General features: G+C 42.8%; 23 protein-coding genes and 1 pseudogene. 6 read left to right on the forward strand and 18 right to left on the reverse strand.

The window, feature by feature from the left end:
• The 12 genes from ACP45E_RS05615 to ACP45E_RS05670 form a co-directional block, all read right to left on the reverse strand.
• The coding region (locus ACP45E_RS05615) for a response regulator (protein ID WP_141707240.1) at positions 1-208 on the reverse strand (208 nt) is incomplete at its 3' end.
• Positions 208-849, reverse strand: coding sequence for a hypothetical protein (locus ACP45E_RS05620; RefSeq protein ID WP_017036514.1), 642 nt, complete (start codon positions 847-849; stop codon positions 208-210). The genes ACP45E_RS05615 and ACP45E_RS05620, both read right to left, overlap by 1 nt.
• A gap of 29 nt (positions 850-878) precedes the next feature.
• Positions 879-1736, reverse strand: coding sequence for a CheR family methyltransferase (locus ACP45E_RS05625; RefSeq protein ID WP_017036513.1), 858 nt, complete (start codon positions 1734-1736; stop codon positions 879-881).
• Positions 1721-4129: an aerotaxis transducer Aer2 gene (gene aer2, locus ACP45E_RS05630; RefSeq protein ID WP_017037518.1), complete on the reverse strand. Its 2409-nt coding sequence runs from the start codon at positions 4127-4129 to the stop codon at positions 1721-1723. Before aer2 ends, ACP45E_RS05625 begins: the two co-directional genes overlap by 16 nt.
• A 10-nt stretch (positions 4130-4139) precedes the next feature.
• Entirely contained in the window at positions 4140-4604 is a 465-nt protein-coding gene (locus ACP45E_RS05635) for a chemotaxis protein CheW (protein WP_017036511.1), read from the reverse strand.
• Positions 4605-4606: 2 nt separating this feature from the next.
• Positions 4607-5137 carry a chemotaxis protein CheW gene (locus ACP45E_RS05640; RefSeq protein WP_017036510.1) on the reverse strand — a complete coding sequence of 177 codons (531 nt, stop codon included), beginning with the start codon at positions 5135-5137 and terminating at the stop codon, positions 4607-4609.
• Between the two features lie 8 nt (positions 5138-5145).
• A complete protein-coding gene (locus ACP45E_RS05645; RefSeq protein ID WP_069584786.1) occupies positions 5146-7329 on the reverse strand; it encodes a chemotaxis protein CheA in 2184 nt (727 codons plus the stop codon).
• 45 nt (positions 7330-7374) lie between these two features.
• Entirely contained in the window at positions 7375-7734 is a 360-nt protein-coding gene (locus ACP45E_RS05650; RefSeq protein ID WP_017036508.1) for a response regulator, read from the reverse strand.
• An 11-nt stretch (positions 7735-7745) separates the two neighbouring features.
• Positions 7746-8021, reverse strand: a complete 276-nt coding sequence (locus tag ACP45E_RS05655) for an STAS domain-containing protein (RefSeq protein WP_017036507.1) — start codon at positions 8019-8021, stop codon at positions 7746-7748.
• A gap of 292 nt (positions 8022-8313) precedes the next feature.
• Positions 8314-10515: a GNAT family N-acetyltransferase gene (locus ACP45E_RS05660; RefSeq protein ID WP_017037516.1), complete on the reverse strand. Its 2202-nt coding sequence runs from the start codon at positions 10513-10515 to the stop codon at positions 8314-8316.
• A gap of 90 nt (positions 10516-10605) precedes the next feature.
• Complete coding sequence (locus tag ACP45E_RS05665; RefSeq protein ID WP_017036505.1) at positions 10606-11577, reverse strand: ParB/RepB/Spo0J family partition protein; 972 nt, start codon at positions 11575-11577, stop codon at positions 10606-10608.
• A gap of 6 nt (positions 11578-11583) precedes the next feature.
• Entirely contained in the window at positions 11584-12801 is a 1218-nt protein-coding gene (locus ACP45E_RS05670; RefSeq protein ID WP_017036504.1) for a ParA family protein, read from the reverse strand.
• Between the two features lie 1291 nt (positions 12802-14092).
• Between ACP45E_RS05670 and ACP45E_RS05675 the strand changes: the two genes are divergently transcribed.
• Positions 14093-16063 carry a replication initiator protein RctB domain-containing protein gene (locus ACP45E_RS05675; RefSeq protein WP_017036503.1) on the forward strand — a complete coding sequence of 657 codons (1971 nt, stop codon included), beginning with the start codon at positions 14093-14095 and terminating at the stop codon, positions 16061-16063.
• Between the two features lie 390 nt (positions 16064-16453).
• On the opposite strand, the gene ACP45E_RS05680 is transcribed toward ACP45E_RS05675, so the two are convergent.
• Genes ACP45E_RS05680 through ACP45E_RS05690 form a run of 3 tightly spaced genes read right to left on the reverse strand, consistent with a single transcriptional unit; the run spans position 16454 to position 18785 of the window.
• Positions 16454-16939 carry a hypothetical protein gene (locus tag ACP45E_RS05680; protein WP_017036502.1) on the reverse strand — a complete coding sequence of 162 codons (486 nt, stop codon included), beginning with the start codon at positions 16937-16939 and terminating at the stop codon, positions 16454-16456.
• Entirely contained in the window at positions 16936-17868 is a 933-nt protein-coding gene (locus ACP45E_RS05685) for an ATP-binding cassette domain-containing protein (protein ID WP_017037515.1), read from the reverse strand. The genes ACP45E_RS05680 and ACP45E_RS05685 overlap by 4 nt, the downstream gene beginning before the upstream one ends.
• Positions 17865-18785, reverse strand: coding sequence for an ABC transporter ATP-binding protein (locus tag ACP45E_RS05690; RefSeq protein ID WP_017036500.1), 921 nt, complete (start codon positions 18783-18785; stop codon positions 17865-17867). The genes ACP45E_RS05685 and ACP45E_RS05690 overlap by 4 nt, the downstream gene beginning before the upstream one ends.
• A gap of 381 nt (positions 18786-19166) precedes the next feature.
• Here ACP45E_RS05690 and ACP45E_RS05695 point away from each other — a divergent pair, with 381 nt between their 5' ends.
• The 5 genes and pseudogenes from ACP45E_RS05695 to ACP45E_RS05715 all read left to right on the forward strand — a co-directional run bounded on the left by ACP45E_RS05695 (position 19167) and on the right by ACP45E_RS05715 (position 21692).
• Positions 19167-19367 (forward strand): PA3496 family putative envelope integrity protein, encoded by a 201-nt coding sequence (locus ACP45E_RS05695; RefSeq protein ID WP_017036499.1) that lies wholly within the window; start codon positions 19167-19169, stop codon positions 19365-19367.
• A gap of 146 nt (positions 19368-19513) precedes the next feature.
• On the forward strand, positions 19514-19723 hold the full coding sequence (locus ACP45E_RS05700) for a DUF3283 family protein (protein WP_017036498.1): 210 nt from the start codon (positions 19514-19516) through the stop codon (positions 19721-19723).
• Positions 19724-19820: 97 nt separating this feature from the next.
• Positions 19821-20537 carry a YebC/PmpR family DNA-binding transcriptional regulator gene (locus tag ACP45E_RS05705; protein ID WP_017036497.1) on the forward strand — a complete coding sequence of 239 codons (717 nt, stop codon included), beginning with the start codon at positions 19821-19823 and terminating at the stop codon, positions 20535-20537.
• Between the two features lie 104 nt (positions 20538-20641).
• Positions 20642-20785, forward strand: a pseudogene (locus tag ACP45E_RS05710) (LysR family transcriptional regulator); the annotation flags it as partial.
• A 31-nt stretch (positions 20786-20816) separates the two neighbouring features.
• Positions 20817-21692, forward strand: a complete 876-nt coding sequence (locus ACP45E_RS05715) for an NAD(P)-dependent oxidoreductase (RefSeq protein WP_017037514.1) — start codon at positions 20817-20819, stop codon at positions 21690-21692.
• 53 nt (positions 21693-21745) lie between these two features.
• On the opposite strand, the gene ACP45E_RS05720 is transcribed toward ACP45E_RS05715, so the two are convergent.
• The 3 genes from ACP45E_RS05720 to ACP45E_RS05730 form a co-directional block, all read right to left on the reverse strand.
• The gene (locus ACP45E_RS05720; RefSeq protein WP_017037513.1) at positions 21746-22363 is read right to left on the reverse strand and encodes a DsbA family protein; all 618 of its coding nucleotides are present in this window, start codon (positions 22361-22363) and stop codon (positions 21746-21748) included.
• Between the two features lie 119 nt (positions 22364-22482).
• Positions 22483-22785 (reverse strand): DUF2007 domain-containing protein, encoded by a 303-nt coding sequence (locus ACP45E_RS05725; RefSeq protein WP_017036494.1) that lies wholly within the window; start codon positions 22783-22785, stop codon positions 22483-22485.
• 103 nt (positions 22786-22888) lie between these two features.
• Positions 22889-23434: a DinB family protein gene (locus ACP45E_RS05730; protein ID WP_017037512.1), complete on the reverse strand. Its 546-nt coding sequence runs from the start codon at positions 23432-23434 to the stop codon at positions 22889-22891.
• Between the last annotated feature and the right edge of the window lie 8 nt (positions 23435-23442).

Raw genomic sequence — 23442 nt, forward strand, 5'->3', positions numbered from 1 at the left:
TACGTAAAAACTGAACCCCATTCATTTTTGGCATTTCAATATCAAGGGTTAACACATCAGGGTTGTATTGTTTGATCATCTGCCTCGCTTCATAGGGATCTTCAGCCGCCGCGACCACTTCTAGCTCTGGATCAGAGTTGATCAACTGCGTCAGTAATGCGCGAAATACAGCGGAATCATCTACGACTAACACTTTAATTTTATTCATTAAAATAGCTCCACATCGTCATCGTGATTCTTATGGCTTTCTTTGCCCAGTTCAGTGGCGTATTTTTCTTCTTGATGTTGAAGTTGATGCACTTCGGTAAATGGAATGCGCTTTAGCCAGGCTTTACCCGTGAGTGGGTCAAAGATGACTTTTCTGGGTTCCATACCACCAAGATCATGAGCTTCAACCACAAGTTGTTCTTGCTCCACATAGCGTTTAATAAATTCGATGTTTTTTTCACCTATCATGGAATAACGCCCTAACATTTGTGCGCCACCAAACAGCTTCAGTCGCAGGTTCTCTCGCTGTGCCCCCATAGAGATGAGTTGATTAATTAACATCTCCATCGCATGGCTACCGTAACGAGACGCGGTAGAAACCACTTCACTGGCCTGCCAATGCCTTAATTGGTCACTGTTATCAAAGGGCAATAAAAAGTGATTCATGCCGCCAAAGTGTCCCTCTGTATCCCAAATACAGGCGGCAATACAGGAACCCAGGCCCGTGCAAATAACTTCATCACTTTTTGTGCAATACAGGCCTCCAGGCATGACCTTAACCACATGGTGTTTGTGCTTAGGGTGATAAAAGCGACTAAAATGCGCATTTTCGCTGCGTCTTTTTTGAACTTCAAATGTCATCATTCGTCGCCTTTTTTATTCAGTCTGGATCATTTCTTAACGTAAATCGTATGACCTAAATGGTGGAAAAGATCACTGCAAGCGCCAATACTCTCCGAGTGCCCAATAAATAAGATCCCATTAGGCTTTAACGCTTGATGAAACCTTTTCAACAAATTTTCTTGCGTTGGCTTATCAAAATAGATCATCACATTGCGGCACGATATAAGGTCAAAAGGTGGCATCTTAGGCCATTCATCAAACAGGTTTAACTGATTGAATTTCACATGCTGTTGAAGTCCTTTCTTGATTTTTATCTTACCTTTATGCTCACTTTTTCCTTTGACAAAACAGGGTTTAAGGTAGCGCTCGGGAATACTCTCGATCACTTCTTGGCCATAAATTCCAGCCTTAGCATGGTCAAGAACCGAGGTATCGAGATCCGACGCAAACACATTCACCGTCTCTACCGCATCAAACGCCCCCGAAACGAACAGCGACGAAATAAAACTGTAGGGCTCTTGCCCAGATGAGCAACCCGCAGACCAAATGTTAATGCTTCTGTTTCCTTGGTGTTTCCACTGCTCAAGAGCTGGGCCTTCCACAAACTCAAAGTGGTGATACTCTCGAAAAAATTCCGTTTTGTTGGTGGTTAACGCATTAATGAAGTTAACCCGCTCGGTCTCTGAGCCTTCAATTATTTCTCGATACTGCGAGAATTTCCGGACGCCTTTCGCCCGCATCTGTCGACTCAACCGCCCGTATACCATGGTGCGTTTACGGTCAGACAGATAGATACCAACACTTTTATGCATGTACCACTGCACATACTTAAAGTCTTGATCTGTTAGCTCAAACTCCTCATCCATGGCAGCTACATCCTCAGCGTGAGTTAAAACTCTTCCCATTCGTCGCTATCCTCATTCATGCTAAAATTGGAGTTCACCGCTTTGTTTGAGCGCAGTTCGCTAACATTACTCTGAGAAGAAGGCGGTGTATTGACTGCCGGTTTTTTAGATTCTAAGGTTTCAACGTTACTGTCCGTTGTGAAGAAGTTCATCAGGTTCAGTAGTACTTTGCCTTCGTCTTTTAATGATTGGCTTGCGGCTGAGGTTTCTTCAACCAACGAGGCGTTCTGCTGCGTCATTTCATCCATGGTGGCGACCGCACGATTGATTTCATCGATGCCTGTCGACTGTTCAATGCTTGATGCTGCTATCTGTGCAATTAACTCCGTCACCTTGGCAACCGCATCGACGATTTCTTTTAGAGTCTCACCAGATTCGTCGACCAATCGAGAGCCTTCATCCACCTTTTCAACACTGTCGTTGATTAAGCCTTTAATCTCTTTTGCCGCGGCCGCACTTCGCTGCGCTAAATTTCGGACTTCACCAGCAACAACAGCGAAGCCTCGCCCTTGCTCACCGGCTCTGGCAGCCTCTACCGCCGCATTAAGTGCCAGTAAATTGGTTTGAAAGGCGATTTCATCTATCACCCCAATAATATCGGCAATTTTCTTGCTCGCATTGTTGATGCCAGACATTGCCGTGACCGCTTGCCCAACAACATCGCCTCCTTTGCTTGCTTTTCTCGCCGCATCGTCAGCCAACTCATTTGCCCCTTTAGCGTTATCCGCATTTTGTCTCACCGTTGCCGTCATTTGCTCCATACTCGCCGCGGTTTCCTCTAGATTTGCCGCCTGAGACTCGACTCGTTGGCTCAAATCATCATTACCTTCCGCAATTTCAGAAGAGGCAGTCGCGACTCTGGCCGATGAAGTAGTGATTTTTTCAGTCATATTTCTTAGATTCACAATGGAGGTATTTACTGCATTCGCCAATCGGCCAAACTCGCCATCAAAGTCATTGGACATACTCGAATTGAGGTTTCCATCGGCCACACCACTCATCACTTGAATGCACTCTCCTAGTGGCGTCACCAGGGTATCAAGCAGGCTATTCACCCCATCCCCAAGCTCTTTCATAAAGCCACTATAAACGCTGGTATCTATTCGGTCGTTGAGATCCCCAACAATGGCTTTTTTAATCAACGCCTCTACCTGACGCTGCCCATCTTGCAACTCAGTGATATCTTCCCACTGCAATGCTGGCCCAATATAATTCCCCTGCGTATCTCGCATCGCAATGCAGGTTAAGGTGAACTCTAAACCTCCAACCGCGATATTGGACGTGAACGGAAGCGCATCAGGATTACTGATAATATGGCGCTGGTGGGCTGGGTTTTTATGGAAAACATCAATATTGGCACCCACTAAGTTATTGATATCAAAATTCGGTAGCGCTTCTGTTAACTCCACTTCTCGCGATCTCAATAACGCCATCAACGCAGGGTTAACATCACGAATAACGCCTTCTTTATCGGCCATCATCAAATTGGTGGTCATGCCTTCTACGGCAGACGCTAGACGCCCAATTTGCTGCTCTTTGGCTCTCTCTTCCGTTACGTTTGCCCATTCAAGGGTATTGCCAATGTATTCCCCATTGGCGTCCGTAATGGCTGCCACATTGAGCTCAATTTTTACATCTGCGACTTGTATGTCCGCTTTGTGAGGAAGGTTGGCGGGGTTTGACAGCAATTGACGTTGATGGGATGGGTTTGCATGAAACTCATCGATACAGCGATTCATCAACCACTCTTTGGAGGCCGTAAAACCCGGCCACACTTTTCTCATTTCACTTTCTATCGACGAAAAGAGGTTAATAGTCGCATCGTTGGCATACGTAATGAGAAGATCTCTATCAATCATTAGCATGGCTGTCTGTGCCTGGCCTACAGCCGTTTGCAAGCGGGCGATATCATGTTCTCGTGCTAGTTTTGCGGTGACGTCTTTCCATTCTAGCGTATTCCCAACATAGTCCCCTTGACTATCAACAATGGCACCGACATTGAGCTCAATCTTAACACCTTGCACATCAATGACGGTTGAATATGGCAGATTCTCAGGTGTTGAAAGAAGCTGACGTTGATGCGAAGGATTGGCATGAAAACCGTCGATGCAGTAACCAATCAATGCTTTTTCATCGGCAGAGAATCCGGGCCATTGTGATTGGAATAGTACTTCATGTTTTTTAAATAAATTCAACGACTGCTGATTTACATAGGTAATATTGAAGTCTCTATCGATCATCATTAGCGCAGTTTGAGCACCGTTTAATGCCGCCAACAACTGTGATTTTGAGACCCCGCTATCGTTTTCTGATTCCATATCGTCCATTAGACTGTCGTTAGCGTGTGCTACAAATTGAGCACTTGCATCCTTTTTCTTGTTCCAAAAAGCCATGTGTTACCCCTTAAGCAGTCTCTTCTTCAACTGACGTGTTATTTAGCTCTTCTATATCGAATAGAGCCTCTAAATTTAGAAGTATTAAGTGACCACTCGCTACGGAAACTATCCCTTCTATATACGATTGGTCCACGGTTACAGACACCTGTGGCGCAGGTTTTATCTGATCCTCTTTCAGGTCATAGACTTCTGATACAGCGTCGACAATCACCCCTAGCGGATTCTTGTTACTATCATTAAGAACAATAACCACGGTTGTTGCGCATATTTCCGCAGGTTCTAAATTAAACCGCAGCCGCAGATCAACGATCGGGACATATTCCCCGCGGATGTCTAAAACACCATGCAGGTGCGGTGGAGAGTTGGGGACCTTACGAACCGGGTTCCATCCCCTCACTTCGCGCACATCTAAAATAGGCACGCCATATTCTTCGTTCTCTAGTACAAAACTTAAGAATTCTTGTCTCGCCATTGCTACTCTGCCTTTATAATCAGTTCGATATTGAGTAACTCTTCGGTATCAAGAAGAGACATAATTTCATCGCCGACATTGAGAACACCCTGCAAATAGGGCGTGACTTTAGACTCACCGAGAGCAGGGCTCAGCGCGTTGTCCCCTTGACTAACCACGTCACTCACCGCATCGACAACCAATCCCATCAAACGATCAACGTCGTCATTTCGGCTTCTTAGAACAAGAACCACCGTGGTCGGAATGTACTGACAATCTCCCAAAGAGAATCGAGCCCTCAAATCAATAACAGGCACGATCATGCCTCTTAGATTGATCACACCTTTAACGAATTCTGGCGATCTTGGAATCGCTGTGGGCCTCTCCCAAACTCGAATCTCTTCTACGTCTTCAATCGCGACGCCATAAAGCTCTGTAGACAAACGAAAACTAAGAAAGTCAGCACTTTCATTGTTATCGTCATAGTGACCGGTTTGGATACCGATAGAGCCAGAATCCAAGTCTGAAGATGAAGCATGCAGTTCTGTCGTCATATCGCCTCCTAGGCCGCTATTCCTTTGTTGCCAGAATTTGCTGACTTGGTGAGATAGCTTGTAATCAATCCTTGAATGTCCAGTATCAAAGAAACGGAACCATCACCAAGAATCGTTGCCCCTGAGATACCGGGTACTTTGGTGTAATTGGATTCGAGGCTTTTGATAACCACTTGCTGCTGATCGAGCAGTTCATCAAGCACTAGTCCCACTCGGCTTCCTGCGGCTTCAACAAAACAGAGAATACGCTCATTGAGCACACCGCTTTCTCCCATTTCAAGTTCATCTTGCAAACGCAAAATAGGGATATTTTCATCTCTTAAGCGATACAGTTCTATTCCGCCAGACGCGTGTTTAATGCAGTCAGTACTGATTTGAATGGATTCAATGATGGTCAACAATGGGATGACATAAACTTCGCTACCTACTTTGACTAACTGTCCATCCAGAATGGCTAAAGTCAGCGGTAGATTGATGGTAAAGTGGCATCCAAAGCCCAGTTTTGATTTCACCTCGATGTGGCCACCAAGCTCTTCAATATTCCTCTTTACAACGTCCATACCTACACCGCGACCTGAGATATCAGAGACTTCATCCGCGGTAGAGAATCCTGGAGCAAAAATCAGATTCAGTACTTGTTTATCGGTCATTTCCTCTCGGCGAGAGTCCGCATCCAATACGCCTTTTTCAATGGCTTTTTTCCAAAGTGCATCACAGTCGATCCCAGCACCGTCATCTTTAATCTCTATAACAATCGCGCCGCCTTGGTGGTATGCATTAAGCGAGATAACACCTTCTTCAGGTTTGCCATTCGCGACACGAATTTCCGGAACCTCGATACCATGGTCAATCCCATTTCTCACTAAGTGAACTAACGGGTCAACTATCCGCTCTAGCACCGTTTTATCAAGTTCGGTATTTTCTCCACTGATTTGAAGATCGACCTGCTTTTCCAGTCGCCCACACAAATCTCGAACCAGTCTAGGAAAGCGGCTGAAGGCAAAACTCATCGGTAACATACGAATATTGAGGACATTTTCTTGCAAATCTCGGCTGTTTTGCAGCAGTTGATCGAGGCCTTCTTTCAGTTTGTCTAGTTTGTCCATTGAGAAGTCGTTACCGATCTCATTGAGCATCGATTGTGTAATAACCAATTCTCCAACCAAATTAATGAGTCCATCCACTTTGTCGATATCGACGCGTATGGAACTCACACTTGAATCCGATTTAGTGGCTTTACTGGCCGCTGAGCTTTTGCCTTTCTCTGTAGGCTTAGAAGTTGCAGATTGACTGTCTGACGTTGACTCATCAAGCCCTGTCTGAAGGGATTTTTGCAACGGTTCTGGCGAGTGAACGGGTAAATCTGTTGAAGTGTCGTCTTGTTCTGTTTTTATCAATGAAGAATCGTCAGTTATCGCAGAATCAAAAATCGGCTCAATGGCGAGATCACATTCATCTTCCACCCATTCAAACACTTCTTGTATTTCATCGAGCGCCACAGAGCCGTCGATCGCTATTTTCCAATAGAGATATGACAACTCCTCTTCTATTTCTGCTATTTCAGGAAGCTCATTAATACAAGCTTCTACCGTTGCTTGCTGATCAAATTCCAAAAGCTCTCGAAGAATGCGCAGGGGGTCATTGCCACTAAAAAACATTTCTCGATGGGGGGTAAATTGAATCGCCCACAACGTTGGGATCTCTTGACTATTGTCAGTTTCAGGGACAGCTTGTTCGGGCGAATCACCTTCTTCTGAGCATTGGGCAGCATTAGGCTCTTGGTTCAGTCGTGAGTCTTCATCAGTATTATTAAGCAACTGTTCAAGCAATTGATTAACCGAGGCCTTCAGTGCTTCATCAACGACTTCATCACTTTCATGCCCTTCTAGCATATTTTTAATGCAGTCTCCGCCTTTGAGCAGAACATCGATGCTATTTTTGGTCAGTTCTTTTTCATCGTTGCGAACAAGGTCAAGGTAGGCTTCAATAGCGTGGGTGAACTCGCTAATATCAAATAGATTGAAGGTAGCCGCTCCACCCTTGATTGAGTGAGCAGCTCGAAATATGGTGTTGATCGTTTCCTTTTCAACACTTGATACTTCAATATTCAGTAACTCGTTTTCCAGCACTTCTAAATTTTCACGACATTCCTCGTAAAACATTTTGCGAAGCTGGTCCATGTCTAAAGCCATAACTAATCCCTGCGAGTTGACATTATTTTTTGTTTTAATAGTTCGCTAGATCACACGTTTTAATGTTTTGAGCAATGTTTCAGGATTGAACGGTTTGACTAACCACCCCGTTGCTCCTGCGGACTTACCTTCCTGTTTTTTTTCAATACTGGTTTCTGTTGTTAACATAAGAATGGGGATGAACTTATATTGAGGCTTACCGCGTATTGCTCTTACCAAATCAAATCCACCCATGATCGGCATGTTGACATCCGAGATAACCACATCAAATTTTGTCAGTTGAGCTTTTTTTAACGCATCGCTGCCATCATTGGCTGTTTCAACTTCATACCCTGCATCTTTCAATGTATGGCTTACCATTTGACGAATAGATATCGAATCATCTACTGCTAAAATCTTTGTCATATTACTCACCTTTAACCATCCGTTTCATCATTGAAAACGCTCGTTAAACCAAGGGTAACGAACGCCTCGGTCAACACAGCCGAGCTTTCACTAAGCTCAATTGCCACATTCAATTGTTTCGCACTTACAAAAAGGGAAGCCAGTAATTGAACTCCAGCAGTATCAACCTTAGAAACTTGCGACGCATTTACGCGCAGCAAGGATGATTGTTTAAGCCATTCCGCATATTGAATTTTTGCATCCATTACGGTGGAGATCTCTAGCGATTCACCTAATAAACAGTCCATTATCTTTTCCTATGTTTATTTCTTATTAGTGCTTACTGGTGCTGTTTTTTTCTCTATTGACGTTAATTTTGAGTGTAGGAAGAATTGACTAATACGCAAATGTCGATACTTGATTGTGAATGAATGAAAATGCGGTGTTCTTTGCAGAATACCTTTTTTTCTTTAATTATTAACCACTTAAAAACCCACCGCTTTTAAACAAAAAAATCCTACTAATACTTTATTATTAGTAGGATTTGTTGAACAAAGAGGTTAAATTAAATGATGTTTTGACCAGTTTACAGTGTAAATACTACGGGTATGTATTTTTGGTAGAGAGTTTACACTGTAAATTACAGAGTAAACTCTCTATATCTTGCTTCAATTGTGACTCGCTTTGTTTTCGCCCTGACGCGGAAATAACAGCAGAACATTCCAACCAACTTTTTTGTTGAAGAACTTTAGCAATAAGTAGATCGGTCACTAAGCAAGTCGATGATGCTTTGAAAGCAGAAGATGATTTGAAAGCGGTAGATTCACTCAGTTGAACACTGAGACTAAAGCCATTTTCTTGGCTCAATATAGAAGCGATTAAGCGACGTAAAATAAACGCTATACTGTCAAAGCTTGCACCGCCTTGAACATAAAACTGGAGTAGATTCATCTCTTCCTGTGACAGGTCACGATGAGAAGACGGGACATGTTGGTATATCGCTCGTAGAACCGAGAATTCCATATCAGTCAAACTATCGGACACTCGATATTCCAAACTACCAGCAAACATCTGCTCTGCCCTATCTAACCAATCCACATTATCACCATTTATCATGGTCACAGAATAACAGCCACTGGCTTTATCTCGTTGGCTTCCGACTCTTACTACAGAGAAATGATTGTTCCTCCAAAACCGAATTAATTCTGACGTTGCACCAAAACTGGTGGACAAAAATGAACTCTTATTCCGTTGCTGAAGCTGTTTCAACATCAGAGATCCTATGTTGATTCCTTGGTAAGCGGGATGTACAGCAATTCTCATGATGCGTAAGCTTTTATCTAAAGCCGCTTTGGCAATGCCTAACTGATTCACGATGGATACAGAGACCAGTTGGCCTGGCGGTCTACGCTTTCCCTGCTGGATAAGCTCGACCATCTCTCTGCTCAGGCCTCCTTCCTCAACCGTTACCATACAACCAAGGCACTCATCCTTTAGCATCAGCACATAAAGACAGGTGAGGTTGTCTCCTAAAAGATGAAAGAGATCATTCGGTGATGTTTGATAATGAGCGTTCACCAATAAACCAAAGCATCGGCGTAACAAAGCGGGATCGCCAATCAGCTGACTTTTTTCCACTTTTACCAGCGACAGCGCTTCAAGGTTGGGCTGTTCGGCCACCAAGGCACCAATACGATCGATATCTATATCATCAATATCTAGACAATCTGCATCCAATAAAAAGGCGGTATTGTGCCAAAGCTCTAACGGGTCGTGCTGCTGCCAACGAATAGGCTGTTTTAAATGCAATTCCGAACTACCGGGCCTTTCATTTTTCAACCAAGGTATGAACTTTAAGCTAAACCCTCGTCCTGAACCTTCATAGCCATGAATGGTGCTAGACAATACCAAACGGTGATAACGCTGTACTAAGGTTTTTAGCATGGGTACCGGAATAGCCGCGGCTTCATCTACGATCAGTAGATCGCATTGATGTTTTGATTGAATAAGATCATCCGGAGCGACAAAGCGAATCGATGATGAATGACGATCCGAACTGTAATCAAGTTCGCCAATTCGTGTAACCGGCAATGACAACGATAAAGCAGCATGGTGAAACAAGGGAGAAACCATCGTTAACGTCGGGGCAGTAACAATGATATCTAACGACTTCGACATCATTAACTGAGCAGAGGCGAGCCCGAGCGCCGCGGTTTTTCCTCTTCCTCTGTCGGCTGTTAACATCAATGGACGTTTTCGGTGGCCTTCTACCACTCTGACTATTTTTTTTATCGCGTATTCTTGCTCGTGATAGACTGAATTTATCGGAATGTCTGCAACATCAGGGAGCCTTGGTAGTGTGCTGTTTTGCTCAATATTCAGTAACTGATACAGCCCTTTTTCTAGCCATTGAGCATCAAAGCTTAATTGGGCTAAACACTCGTTATTTCTATCGCTGGGAATGATAACTAGAATACCGCCGCCAACCAAGGTTCCAATAGCAGCACTGAAACTGTTCGCGTCAAAACCTTGTGAAAAGTCACAAATTAAAAGTTGGCATTCTTGACCAAGGAGGCGCTTGCCTTGCTTAAATGGCACATGACGACTGGATGAAAGTGTATCGCTAGATGAAAAAGGTTCACCCCCTAACTGGTAGATAGTTCGCGGGTAAATGACATCCATAAACTGCTGAACAGTCTGCTCTTGCCAATGTTTTTGTCCACGCAGTACAACACCAAAACGAATATGATTTTGAATCGCAATAGAAGATAGCTTGGAGAGAAACGAGATGGGTGTAGACATAAGTATGCGTTCAGGCTGATTTAGGTGGGATAATCTTATCATACACCATAAAAAAAGCCGCGAAATCGCGGCCTTGTAGAATGAGCCGAGTTAACCCAGCTTTGTTTCAATGAACGATAAAATGTCCCTCATTGTCTCATCATCGACCTTTTTTAGGTTCAATGCTAGGTTCGCGCCTTTTCGACTATAAGTCGCGCGACCTTTGATGAGATCAATTTTACTGTTCCCACTTTTCTTTGGCGGGGACAATTCATCAATCCAATTTTCTATCGTTTCCGACACTTCTTTCGTTAACCGAGCCACGCCTTGAACTTGGCTACGCTGCCACACATATCCATCACTCGACTGACACTTATCTAATAGTGTTGAGCGATGTTCTTCAGACAATTCATGGTATTGCTTATGAAGTTTTACGATCGTTGGGCGGCCTAGGTCACTGACATTTGGGTACGCTTGCAAAAGCGCTAGAGGTAGCGAAGCGGCTTTTAATGCACCACTGACCAAGGCTTCACTGCACTGAAACATACGTGCAAGGGCTTTTTGATCTTCTGCTTCACCACTATCCAGTTTGGCCAGCATTTCTTTGCCTTTTTCATATAATGACAAGGGCTTATGAGCATTGGCGACATCAGATAGAAACTTCGCATGCTCTGCATTAATGTCTTCAGCAACATAGATCAAAAACTCTTTGTTTGCCAAAATACACGACATACGACGGCGGCTACCGTCTAAAACTTCGATCTTACCATCTTTGCCTTTTCGACCGACCGCAGGGTACTGTTGACCTCTCTCTTTTAACGTTGTCAATACATCTGATAATGCATGTTCGTTAAGAAAAGACTGCTCACGAGCATTCTCGGCAAATACAGTCGTGCGTTGTTCTAGCTCATTGGCTGGAATTCGGACGAGCTCAAAAGAGACCAATTGTTCACCCGCAACCGCAAGTTCAATAATTTGAGCTTGCTCTTTGGCCGCCGTTTGCGCTTCTAACGGTGTGGTTGCTCTGCGTTTATTCGCTTTACCAAAGAGTTTTGCGTTTAAGTCAGACGTTTTTATTGCCATTTTTCATTACCCCTGATTTAGTGAAGACCAATTGCTGTGAAGGACACGTTCTAGCTCTAGCGCCCCTTTTTGGACTGCATCTTGGGCGGTTGCTAATGTTTTCTTACCACCTTCAAAGTCCCCAGCAGTAAGATCGAAAACCGTACTGTATGTGTCAGCACACGTTTCAAATGCTCGGCTTCTAGGTATGGTCGCCATGGTCACTTGGTCACCTAGCAAATAATTCATTTCAGTCAATACCGACACTTGCTTCTTATTATCATCTTCAAACATGGTTGGCATTAAACGCACAAATTCGAGCCCCTTCCAGTCATCAGGAAACATTTCATATACGGTCGGCAAATGTTGGAAGAAATTAACCGTAGACGCCCAATCTAACCGTTTGGCCGCACATGGGATGAGCAGTGCATTCGAGGCATACATTGCATTCCAAACTAAAGGATCAACGTGCGGGCCGGTATCAATCATAATGACATCAAAATCATCAGCTATCTTATCAATCAGTTTTTCTTTCAGCAGTTTTACAATATCAAGTGATTGATTCTTAGAAAGATGCTGCCAGGCTTCGGCATTGAACATCGCATCTTCTGGGAACGCTGATACTGTTTTTAAGTTCGGATACTGCGTTGGCATCATGACATTTTTATGCAAAAACTCTTTATTTACCTCGACACCGTCAGGTACGTTATCTAGCATAATATCGACCGCAGAATAGATATTTTCATGCTCTGAGATACTGATTTGAGGGTTCAAGAACAAACGCAGTGAACCTTGAGGATCCAAATCTATTAAGCAAATACGGTAACGTTTATCTAAATTAAGAGCTAAACAGGCAGCAAGATGAACCGCCGTCATTGACTTACCCGTTCCACCCTTCTGGTTTTGAACGTTAATAATCCAAGGCTTATTATCGCCATTTTTCTTGCGTTGATGAAATTTGGCGACACCCGCAGCATCCATTAGCATGTGTGCTTCTTGCAACGAAATAGAGTAGTGATTTGCGTTGTTTTTGGTAAATTGGTGCCCAGCGGCCTCAAGTTTACTAATGGCATCATCGAGTTTTCTTCGAGTGAGCCCAGAACGAGTTTCCATCAATGCTTTAGACATTGGAGGGAAATGCTCATCACTTCTTTCTTCTAACACTATCTCAATACGGTCAGCTTGGACTTGTTGGGTCTGTTCAGCGAGCTGGTAGAGATTCTTTATTGTTTGTTCTCTTTTCATTGCCAAATTCCGTTGTTATTTATCTAACACCCGATTGTACAGCAATTTAAGATACACTCAATAAAAAGGTGAACATTCAATAAAAGATTAGTGTTCCATTAATAAGAGTATTATTGATGTAATTGATGATAAATATCTATTTCATAGAAATATAGTGCATTACTTTCTATGGCACTAACCCCAGAAAAGAGTAAAGAACAAAAGTGTTACCACGTCACTAATTTACAATGTAAAAGGCGTTTTTATTGATTAAAAGGTGACGGAGAACAGATTCTGTGCGGAACGATTATAAAGGTCGAATAAATTACGGTCAGTGTCATTTGAATTACCAATAGACCAAATTTTCACTCAGCATTCGATTAAGTAGTCAAACCATAGGAAAAAGAACAAAAATCAGTCATGCCGTACTGGACCACGTATTGAATGAATAGCGGAAGAATGATCAAGAGCTAAATCATGATCATTCTTCCGAAGAAAAACGGCTTTTATGGAAAGATGATCAAGGTGAAATCCCTTCAAATTCAGCACCTCATTCGGATCTTGATTTAAGATCATTAGTCGGAACGATGATCAAGTAATATACGTCATCGGAAGCATGTAAATTATCTCTCAAATTACGGAAGAATGTAGATGTAATAATGGTTAACGGCAATAATCACCGTAGACTAAGTGAAATGAAGAGGTTATCTACACATACATTTCAAAATCCACTTAATTCTTGATCATGCTTTCGAATTGACTAACAGTGGAATAGATGATGGTTAATATATACTCCATTTGCTGTTGCACTTACTGTTGGTCAATAATCAAACAATAAAGTGTCGTAAGCTCTTAAATAATGCGCATTCTTGATCATGCTTCTGGAATGAAAACCGTCTCTACCCGTTGGAATAAAAAGAGACGAGTGAATGGATGGCTCAATTTCATGAAGGGTTGTGGATAAGGTGTTAAGAGATGATGATCATGTTTTCGTTATTACAATGATCATCTATCCTCGATTTCATTGATCATGCTTAGGGCCATGATTGATCATGCTTTCATAGATCAGATGATCATTGTTTCGTTGTCACTATGATCATGCTTTCATGCGTGTTTTTTTTATTTCCTTTATATACAGCTACTTACAAGTAAAAACACACTCTGATCATTAGATCATATAATCAATATAGATCATCTTAATCAAATAGATCAGTTATTTAAAAGCAATAAATTTTTCTTTCTTTATGATCTTTTTTTCTTTATTCTCTTGGAACTACAGCGATATTACGGCCAACGTGATCCGGATCCAATTATGAGTTCAGAAGAAAAACGACTAATTAAATCTCCCCGAAGTCACAAGGGAGGACACCTTTTTGAAGTATCAGAAGCTGCTGTGGGCTGGGTAGAGCAGTATCAGCACTTCAAAGGAGTCACCAAAAGTATTGTAGAACTTTTGAATCTCATTTCACTGCAAGGCTTTCGCAGCAAGGATGGCTACGTTTCTACGACTGAATTAATCGATGCCACCGACGGCCAAATAACGCGAGCGGCAATTCAACAAAGATTACGCGCTGCTGTAACGATTGGCCTTTTCAAACAACTACCTGTTCGTTTTGAAGAAGGATTGGCAGGTAAAACCATGCTGCATCAATTTGTTAACCCTAATCTCTTGATATCAGTATTAGGTTCAACGAGCTTAGTCACTGAATCTGTTAAGCAAAATGAAAAGCAAAAACGTTCTAAAGCGCTAGCTCAAACACAAGTTAATAAGCGATTGCTAAATGAACATGGATTGAACATCCCACCCACAATGAAGGATGAGGCTGATCAATTCATAGTATCGCCAACCAACTGGGCAGGTATCATTGATCAAGCTCTAGCGCCGCCAAGAACTCGTAAAAATTACCAAAAATCTATGGTGTCAATTTCAGGTACTCGTGCAGTCATTGAAACTCGATCATCTAAAAATATCATGACCGTAGATGATTTAATGACCTTATTCGCGCTGTTCACCTTGACGGTTCAATATCATGATCATCATAGAGAAGATTATCAACTCGAAGCACAAGCGGCCCCAAATAAAACACCGTTATACATCACCGATATTTTGTCTTTGCGTGGTAAAAAAGACAGTGGTCCAGCACGAGACTCTATCAGAGATAGTATTGATCGCATTGAGTTTACAGACTTTCAATTGCATGAGTTGACTGGCCGTTGGCTCAGTGAAAATATGCCAGAAGGCTTTAAGAGTGACCGTTTTCGATTTCTAGCGCGTACCATCACGGCCTCAGAAGAAGCACCAACAGAGAACGCTGACGGCGAAATTAGAATTAAGCCTAATCTGTATATTTTAGTGTGGGAGCCCTCTTTTTATGAAGAGTTAATGACCCGAGATTATTTTTTCTTATTCCCGCCAGAAATCTTGAAACAGCATACTTTGGTCTTCCAATTGTACTCTTATTTTCGGACTCGTATGTCGCGCCGCCACACCGATGTCATGCTGCTGACCGAGCTTAACCAAAAGCTCGCACGTAATATTGAATGGCGAAGATTCTCGATGGATTTGATCCGTGAATTAAAGAAACTCTCAGAAGGGAAGGGCGATGATCAATTATTTGTTGTTAACCTTTGGGGGTATCATTTAACGATCACGACCATGATCGAGAAAGACAAAGTCACGGATTATCAAGTCGATATTAAGTGCGATGCAGAGGAAGTGTTACGCTATTCTCGTGCTCGCACAACGAACGCTGGTAAGCGCAATATGGCGCCTACGCTACCCAATCCGTTAAGACATGAAATGGTGTCCAAGCAGAAACTTGCTGAGCTATCAGAGATCATTGATGGTGAATTTGAGCCTATTCAGAGAAAAGCCCCTTCACCTCGGGGGCGTTTAGGTCGCCGGGTTAAGTTGAGAAAACACCTTGTAGAAATTAATGCGGATGAAATTACCATCACGCTATCCAAATATACCTCTGAAGAAGCCCTAGAACGCGGTATAACGGCTTTAGCAGCTATGACAGGGCATTCACACTCTTCTATTAAAGAAGAGTGTACAGAGCTTCTGGATAAGCTTGACTGGCTTCGAGTCGGAGAAGTGCCGCTTCCGTATGAAACATTGAGTAAGCTTGTCGAGCTATACAATCAACAAAGTGAAAACAAGCATCTTTCCATTGAGCGTTTAATTTCTGGATTAGCGGTAAGACGAAAAGTATGCAAACAAGTATTTGACGGTCATTTGGATGAAACCGTGTTTAGAGCACTTGACGAAGTTGCGGTCTAACATTAGCCGTACCTACAGCTCAGATACTTTTCATTCAATTATCGTAGTGTTTAGGAAATAGAGACCCAACACGCTGTGTGAGTGATTTTTAGACCGTTTTAAGACATTGCTCTGACACACATTTGACATTGTTACTCATAGATAGAGCTAGTATTTATCTCGAATAGACAACCTTTTGTCCCTTCTAAATAGATTGGCTCATATTTGTTACATTCTGAATTGTTGGCGAGTTCATAAGAACTCGCTTTTTTTTGCCTAAAATTCAAGCATTAACATAATCTATGAAAGCATGATCAAGGAGATCTATGATCATGCTTTCGGAGAACGCGAGAATGTTCACTGCTAACAAGCAGAGTTATTAAACTGGGCATTGATTAATGAAACGATCCACTAATGAAACGATCGCGATGCGTGATAACCTTGATCATCGTTCCTACCAATGTTCTCGTGATCATTGGCAGCCATAAAGTGAACATGGGCTTCAATCAGTTGGTAAGATTGATGCCGCCAGTTTTCTTGCGTCTGCTGATTACAGAACTCCAACAGTAAAACAACAAGATGTTGCACCCGCTTCATTGACCAATCTTTAAGATCCCGATCGGAAAGCGGATCGCATGCTACCTGCTGAAGCTTACTGTATGCCAGCTGAAGGTACTGAAACGCTTTTTCCGATGCAGTATAGCGATTGTGTTCAAATACCCGTAAGCAAGCGTCCAGCCAGCATGCAATCGCTTTGCTTTGTGCATTGGTGATAGTTGGTCCCCATAATTGATCTGGCGTTTTGAGGATCAATGGTTCAAGTAACGCCACTTGATCATGCTTTCGCAGTTGATACCAAGATTCGATTTGTGTTATCCAACTATCTAGTTTATTCATGCTGCGCTATCCCATTGTTTTACAAAGTGATTACTACCAACTTGTTGTGTTTCAGTTTGAACAAGGCTGCATCGCTGTCGAATTTGATCAGCATTCACTGAATAGTTTGGTTCATTTTTAACCAATTTACCAAATGGCATATCAGGATCGGGAACGGCGGAGATCAGCAGTTTGGTGTAGGGGTGTTGGGGATTAGATAAGATGGATTGCGTGTCACCCCACTCAACGATCTGCCCTTTGTACATCACCGCTGTTTCTTCAGCGATATAGTGCGCAGTCGCGAGATCATGTGTGATGTAAAGAAACCCTATTCCGAGCTCTTTCTTCATTCGTTGCATTAAATTGAGAACCCCTAAACGGATGGAAACATCAAGCATAGAGGTCGGTTCGTCGGCCAAAATAACTTGAGCACCTACTGCTAGTGCTCGAGCCAAATTAACTCGCTGTCGTTGACCGCCACTTAACTCGTGTGGATATTTTTTAAGTGTATCCGGATCTAGCTCGACCATAGCCAACAGCTCTTGAAGACGATTTGGCAGTCCACTGGTATGAGTGATTTGTTTATGAATTTTAAGCGGACGAGTGAGGTGATGTTCAATCGTATGGGTCGGGTTTAGCGAGCCAAATGGGTCTTGAAACACCATTTGAACTTTACCACGGTACTCCAGGATCTCTTTGCGAGACTTGAGCTCACTGATGTTACGTCCGTTGAACAGAATTTCTCCCTTTGTCGCTGGGTATACCTTTGTCATTAAGCGCGCACAGGTGCTTTTACCGCAACCAGACTCTCCGACTAGGGCTAATGTCCGACCAGCATGAATATTAAAGCTAATCCCTTGAAGCGCTCGGAAAGTGTCTTGTTTAGAGAGGCCGCCCCCCACAGTGAAATCCTTAACCACATTGTTTACTTGAAGAATTGGGGTGTTCATAGTGATGCTCCTTGCTGCTGATTCTGTTTCACAGAAGACAAATGCTGTTGTTCTTGCGCATTACGCGGCACAGAATCGCCCTGGTGGTGATGTGTTGAGGTTTCATGAATGTTGGGGAAGGAAGCCCACAACTTCTTAGTGTAGGGATGTTGAGGCGCATTTCGAATTCGTTCGGACGTGTTGACTTCAACAATTTCGCCATGACGCATAATTGCGATCCGATGGCACAATTGACTCATGAGCGCTAAGTCGTGAGTGATGAATAAAATCGAAAAACCGAACTCTTCGCGCAATTGATAAATTTGCTGCAAAATTTCTCGTTGAACGACCACATCTAAGGCGGTTGTCGGTTCATCCATGATGATGAGTTTAGGGTTAAGAGAAAGTGCAATCGCGATGACAAGTCGCTGACGCATTCCACCACTAAACTGGTGTGGGTACTCACTAAGACGTTCACGAGGGATGTTGACCAGATCAAGCAGTTTTTCAGCTCTGTCTTGAGCTTGTGCATCGCTCATTCCTTTGTGGTGGCGTAGGACATCACAAAACTGTTCTTTGATACTTAGGACTGGGTTTAAGGAGTTCATGGCACTTTGAAACACCATTGCTATCTCACTCCAGCGAAGTGCACGGATTTCATTGTCAGAGAGCTTGAGTAGGTCATGTTCATCAAAGTGGACTGAACCACCTGAGATAAAAGCTGGCGGTTTGTGCAGGCGATTTAACGCAAAGGCAATGGTGCTTTTTCCGCAGCCTGATTCTCCAGCCAGTCCAAAGATCTCCCCTTTACCAATATCAAAACTCACGGATTTAACGGCTTCGAAATCTCCGTTATCGGTAATGTAGTCCACGCACAGGTGGCGGACGCGAATAATAGGGTCGGGATGAAAGGCGTCATTTAACGGTCGGTTATCCATAAACAGTCCAAAATAAAAGAAATGATAACCATTATCATTAGCATTTGTTTTAAATGGAACACTTAACAAAGATAAAACAGTGAAGTGGCTCGAAAAATAACTTTCTGGGGCATCGGAACATGAAGAGAGTTGATGCGCTTTAAAGAGAAAAGGGCGGAGCGAGAGAGAAATAAAACTGAGATCTAGATCAAACAGAAAGTTTGGAGCGGAATCTCTTAAAAGTACGACTACAATTATAAGGGTGCAAACGTTAATTGAGTAATTTATTAACTAGGTATCAGATTCATTATGCTTATCACATTCTGAATCGAAAAGTCTTAACAAGCGGAAGGTGGTTTGCTACTGATTACCTGTCCAAACATGGTTTTTTTCGGAGGAAATATGTCCATAAATTCTATTGACCATGATGATATGACTAACATTGCAAATAAGTGGGATCTCGAGGAACAAGAGATGCATTCACAAGAGCCAGTTATCAAAGTTAAATCAGCGGATGCTCGTCGTCGCATTGAAGCGTTACGAGAAATTCGCGAAAGTGGTTTAACCATTGAAGAGGCAAGAGAGTTAGGCATTCTGCACTAACAATATTTGCAACACACAGCAAGGGTGGCGCTCAAGCCACCCTTATTATTTTCAATGATAAGTTGATCTCAATCGTCATAAATGCCCCAAAGATCAACTCCTGTGTGATATATTTCCCGCCCATGTACTGACTATGACAAGCCGCTATGACAATTAATCTCTCACAACTGCCGACGGATGAAAAAAATAAGATTGAACTTGATAAACAAGCATCGTTCTTAGTTTGGAAACTTCGAGAGGCAAAAGCGATTCCGAGTGAAATTATTGAACAAAAAAATAACATCACCGATGAGCAACAAAGAGAATGGTTTGAACAGTCTATTTCAAAGTACAAGCGAGTCATGGGTGTGATGTAGTCGAACACATCCCTTGTCTTTGTTGAGCTAAAAATTGAAATGATTCAGCTTTTTGCTAAAATCCTTCGCGTTAAATTGAATTAGAGAGAATATCCCGATGGGAAGAAGTTTTGAAGTGCGCAAAGCCTCAATGGCAAAAACCGCAGGCGCAAAAATTAAAGTTTATTCTAAATACGGTAAAGAGATTTACATGTGTGCGAAGAACGGCAGTTCTGATCCAGACATGAATCTACCTCTTAAGCATTTGATTGCTAAAGCTAAAAAAGACCAAGTTCCAGCTCACGTTATCGATAAAGCGATTGATAAAGCAAATGGTGGCGGTGGTGAAGATTATACACCGGCTCGCTATGAAGGTTTCGGCCCTGGTGGTACCAGTGTAATTGTTGACTGCTTAACAGATAACGGTAATCGTACTTTCCAAGATGTACGCCAGTGCTTTGTGAAAACAGGGGCGAAAATTGGTGTTGAAGGCACGGTTTCTCACATGTTTGATCACCAAGCGGTATTCCAATTCAAAGGCGATGATGACGAAATCATTTTAGAAACGCTAATGATGGAAGATGTAGATGTGACCGATGTTGAAGTGGAAGAGGGCGTAGTCACGGTATTTGCACCGCACACCGAGTTCTTCAAAACGAAGACGGCTCTAAATAGTGCTTTTCCAGAGCTTACGTTAGATGTTGAGGAAATCACTTTTGTTCCTCAAACACACACGCCAGTAACGGGTGAAGACGCTGAGAAATTCCAGAAGTTTATGGACATGCTTGATGACTGTGATGATGTTCAACAGGTTTACCATAATGCAGAATTGTAATCTTTAGCGGATTATGACAGATAAACCGAGCCTCTAGTGCTCGGTTTTTTTATGATCATAGAACCTGTCCCCCTTGATCATTGTTCCAAACCTTTACTCCTAACGAGATGAATTTAGTTCAAGTACAACATGATGATCATCGTAGTGACCGACAGGCTTATTTAGTGTACAAAGAAAGACAAATTACATTGAAAGCGCTGACATTATTGTTCGATGCCCTGATGTCAGGAGTCACGTTAATGCAGTAAAACACACCAGTTAAATCAGGGAGAAAAAGCAATGAAAATAAGTTTTATCGGACTGGGAGTGATGGGTTTCCCTATGGCAGGGCATTTAAAAAAGGCAGGGTTTGATGTCACCGTATTTAACCGTACCTACTCTAAGTCTTTATCTTGGAAGGAAAAGTACTCTGGAAATACGGCTGAAACGGTCGCTGAATGTGTCGCTGAGGCTGATGTAGTTTTACTGTGTGTCGGTAACGATGACGACGTTCGTTCTATGACCACCAGCGAAATGGGCGCCTTTGCAGCGATGAAGCCGAACGCAATACTTGTCGACCACACCACTACATCCGCGCTGCTTTCTGAAGAGCTGGAAAATGCGGCAACGAAAGCTGGGCTTCGGTTTATGGACGCGCCTGTTTCGGGTGGCCAAGCCGGCGCTGAAAACGGTGTACTCACGATCATGTGTGGTGGTGATCAAGATCTCTTTGATGAACTTCAACCTGTCTTTGGTGCGTACGGAAAGTCTTCTGTGCTAATGGGCAGAGTTGGGCAGGGTCAACGGGCTAAAATGGTGAATCAGATCTGCATCGCTGGCGTGTTAACCGGGTTATCAGAAGGCTTAATGTTGGCGGAAAAGTCCGGTTTAGATATTCCGACATTGGTTGATTGCCTAAAAAATGGTGCTGCTGGATCGTGGCAGATGGAAAACCGCGCAGTTACCATGTCTCAAGATAAATTTGATTTTGGTTTCGCGATTGATTGGATGATCAAAGATTTAGGGTTTTGCTTAGATGAAGCGGAACGTCAGGGGATCTCTTTACCATTGACAGACAAAACCAATGAACGCTATGAGGCGCTTAGTAAGGCTGGCGACAATAGAATGGATACCTCGGTACTGATACGTTCTATTAAATCGGAAGCGAGTTCGTAAGACTTTGTTTGCTTCATAAGCCATTGAGTTCAATTGGCTTATGGAGCTTGACCTTAATCCGATAATATAGCCTTGACCGTTGCTGCTTCGTCTTGGTAATCAATTTTTAATTCCGTTACTGAACCTTTTTTTTCAATAAACAACGATGGAAAACTGTTACCACCTATTGATCGAGCAAATTGAATTTCTCTCAAAAGGGTATTTTGTGTCTCTTGCGACACCAGCCTCTTTTTAAAAGCGTCCAGATCAAGGTTCAGTTCGCCAGCAAGTTGAATTAACGTCTCGTTATCACTGGGGTTCTGCGCATCAAGGTAGTACGCTTTTTGAATCGCTGCCAACATGGTTTCTTCTGCACCTTGAGCTCTCGCCGCCAGTAGTGCTCGACAAGCAGGGTAGGTAGAACGTCTTGGGGTATTCTTGGTCCAAAAATCGTAGTTGAATTCGGTCCCTAAATACTCTTCTATTTTTTTCCAATAGGAGGCAATTTGCTTTTGCATATCAATAGGCATTGCGACGTCACTGTCAGGGGCTAATCCCCCCAGGACATAGGTAATATCAACATGGCCATTGACTCCTTGCTTTACTTTTTCCCAAGTGGGTCTGTACCCCCAACACCACGAACACATAGGGTCGTAGACATAATATAACGTTGCTTTTTTTATTGCGGTCATTACCTTCTCTCTTAAATAAGGCCGGGTTTACACTGTAAATGGCTTTTATCACCATTTTTATTAGTAACGGATTGTTTTATCGTTAAGGTTTTTATCACTAAGACTTTGTCGACTATGAATTAAGCGTCGTGTTGGCATTTCCAGCACAGTTCAAACGCTGGCTCATTCACTTCTTTGCAGTGCAGGCAAACCCAAGTTGAGGTGTTCTTCGGCTTGATCATGGATTCGATCGCAAGAACCGCAGTTTCGAAGTCGGTATCGTCAACAACCCACAGTTCAGGCCAGCAGTCGAAGGCGGATATTTCTCCCACAGCACCGGTTGAAAATTCATTTTTAATAAAAGTTTCGATACCTAATGCATCGATGATGTTTTTGGCGTTTGTGATCAGAAATTGGTTTTCACAAGTGTAGATAAGCTTCATACGTATCCTTTTCGGCGATTAAATTCAATTGGATTGCATTTAACGGTATGGATGACTCCCCAGTGACTTATTAGACCGGGTGTTGGGTAAAAAACTTCAGTTATTACTGAATATACGAGCCTTCAGGAACAATCATCGGTAGATCGGTGCATCCGAAGTCTAGTCCAAACTGACTCAATAAGCAGGTAAGCTGACCGCGATGGTGAGTTTGATGATTGAAAATATGCTGACAAAACTCCCCAACGTTTTTTTCAATGGCTTGACCCTCTGTCGTGATGTAATGGATTTTTTTATCAAAGGTATTGGTATCAAAATCACGAGTCATTGAAATATAAGCGTGATCTAAGGTGTGGCGAAGCGTCTTTAAGGATAAGAGATCGTCAACAAAGGTATCATGAATACCTTTAGCAATTGGTAATCGCTCGGCCGTAGCGGTATCAAGAACGACGATGTTGTTGGCTACCAGGCGTTGCAACATGATGAGATCGCCGAATAAAATATGATTCCAGTAATCCATTACTGTAGGAAAGAACGAATGCGTTTCTTTTTGTAGCTGCTCAGCGGTAAGTTGCTGGCAGACGGCGATAAGCTGTTCATTCATTCGTTGATTGTACGTTGCCAACATTTTGAAACTTGAGGCTAAGTCCATGTGTCCCT

Origin of the sequence: Vibrio genomosp. F10 str. 9ZD137 (genome assembly GCF_049974785.1) — a bacterium.
In the GTDB taxonomy this organism is placed as follows: Bacteria; Pseudomonadota; Gammaproteobacteria; order Enterobacterales; family Vibrionaceae; genus Vibrio.

Bases quoted from the DNA above. Each gene is read 5' to 3' on its own strand.
- ACP45E_RS05620 (WP_017036514.1), bottom strand. From the start codon at position 849: ATGACATTTGAAGTTCAAAAAAGACGCAGCGAAAATGCGCATTTTAGT.
- ACP45E_RS05625 (WP_017036513.1), bottom strand. From the start codon at position 1,736: ATGGGAAGAGTTTTAACTCACGCTGAGGATGTAGCTGCCATGGATGAG.
- aer2 (WP_017037518.1), bottom strand. From the start codon at position 4,129: ATGGCTTTTTGGAACAAGAAAAAGGATGCAAGTGCTCAATTTGTAGCA.
- ACP45E_RS05635 (WP_017036511.1), bottom strand. From the start codon at position 4,604: ATGGCGAGACAAGAATTCTTAAGTTTTGTACTAGAGAACGAAGAATAT.
- ACP45E_RS05640 (WP_017036510.1), bottom strand. From the start codon at position 5,137: ATGACGACAGAACTGCATGCTTCATCTTCAGACTTGGATTCTGGCTCT.
- ACP45E_RS05645 (WP_069584786.1), bottom strand. From the start codon at position 7,329: ATGGCTTTAGACATGGACCAGCTTCGCAAAATGTTTTACGAGGAATGT.
- ACP45E_RS05650 (WP_017036508.1), bottom strand. From the start codon at position 7,734: ATGACAAAGATTTTAGCAGTAGATGATTCGATATCTATTCGTCAAATG.
- ACP45E_RS05655 (WP_017036507.1), bottom strand. From the start codon at position 8,021: ATGGACTGTTTATTAGGTGAATCGCTAGAGATCTCCACCGTAATGGAT.
- ACP45E_RS05660 (WP_017037516.1), bottom strand. From the start codon at position 10,515: ATGTCTACACCCATCTCGTTTCTCTCCAAGCTATCTTCTATTGCGATT.
- ACP45E_RS05665 (WP_017036505.1), bottom strand. From the start codon at position 11,577: ATGGCAATAAAAACGTCTGACTTAAACGCAAAACTCTTTGGTAAAGCG.
- ACP45E_RS05670 (WP_017036504.1), bottom strand. From the start codon at position 12,801: ATGAAAAGAGAACAAACAATAAAGAATCTCTACCAGCTCGCTGAACAG.
- ACP45E_RS05675 (WP_017036503.1), top strand. From the start codon at position 14,093: ATGAGTTCAGAAGAAAAACGACTAATTAAATCTCCCCGAAGTCACAAG.
- ACP45E_RS05680 (WP_017036502.1), bottom strand. From the start codon at position 16,939: ATGAATAAACTAGATAGTTGGATAACACAAATCGAATCTTGGTATCAA.
- ACP45E_RS05685 (WP_017037515.1), bottom strand. From the start codon at position 17,868: ATGAACACCCCAATTCTTCAAGTAAACAATGTGGTTAAGGATTTCACT.
- ACP45E_RS05690 (WP_017036500.1), bottom strand. From the start codon at position 18,785: ATGGATAACCGACCGTTAAATGACGCCTTTCATCCCGACCCTATTATT.
- ACP45E_RS05695 (WP_017036499.1), top strand. From the start codon at position 19,167: ATGTCCATAAATTCTATTGACCATGATGATATGACTAACATTGCAAAT.
- ACP45E_RS05700 (WP_017036498.1), top strand. From the start codon at position 19,514: ATGACAATTAATCTCTCACAACTGCCGACGGATGAAAAAAATAAGATT.
- ACP45E_RS05705 (WP_017036497.1), top strand. From the start codon at position 19,821: ATGGGAAGAAGTTTTGAAGTGCGCAAAGCCTCAATGGCAAAAACCGCA.
- ACP45E_RS05715 (WP_017037514.1), top strand. From the start codon at position 20,817: ATGAAAATAAGTTTTATCGGACTGGGAGTGATGGGTTTCCCTATGGCA.
- ACP45E_RS05720 (WP_017037513.1), bottom strand. From the start codon at position 22,363: ATGACCGCAATAAAAAAAGCAACGTTATATTATGTCTACGACCCTATG.
- ACP45E_RS05725 (WP_017036494.1), bottom strand. From the start codon at position 22,785: ATGAAGCTTATCTACACTTGTGAAAACCAATTTCTGATCACAAACGCC.
- ACP45E_RS05730 (WP_017037512.1), bottom strand. From the start codon at position 23,434: ATGGACTTAGCCTCAAGTTTCAAAATGTTGGCAACGTACAATCAACGA.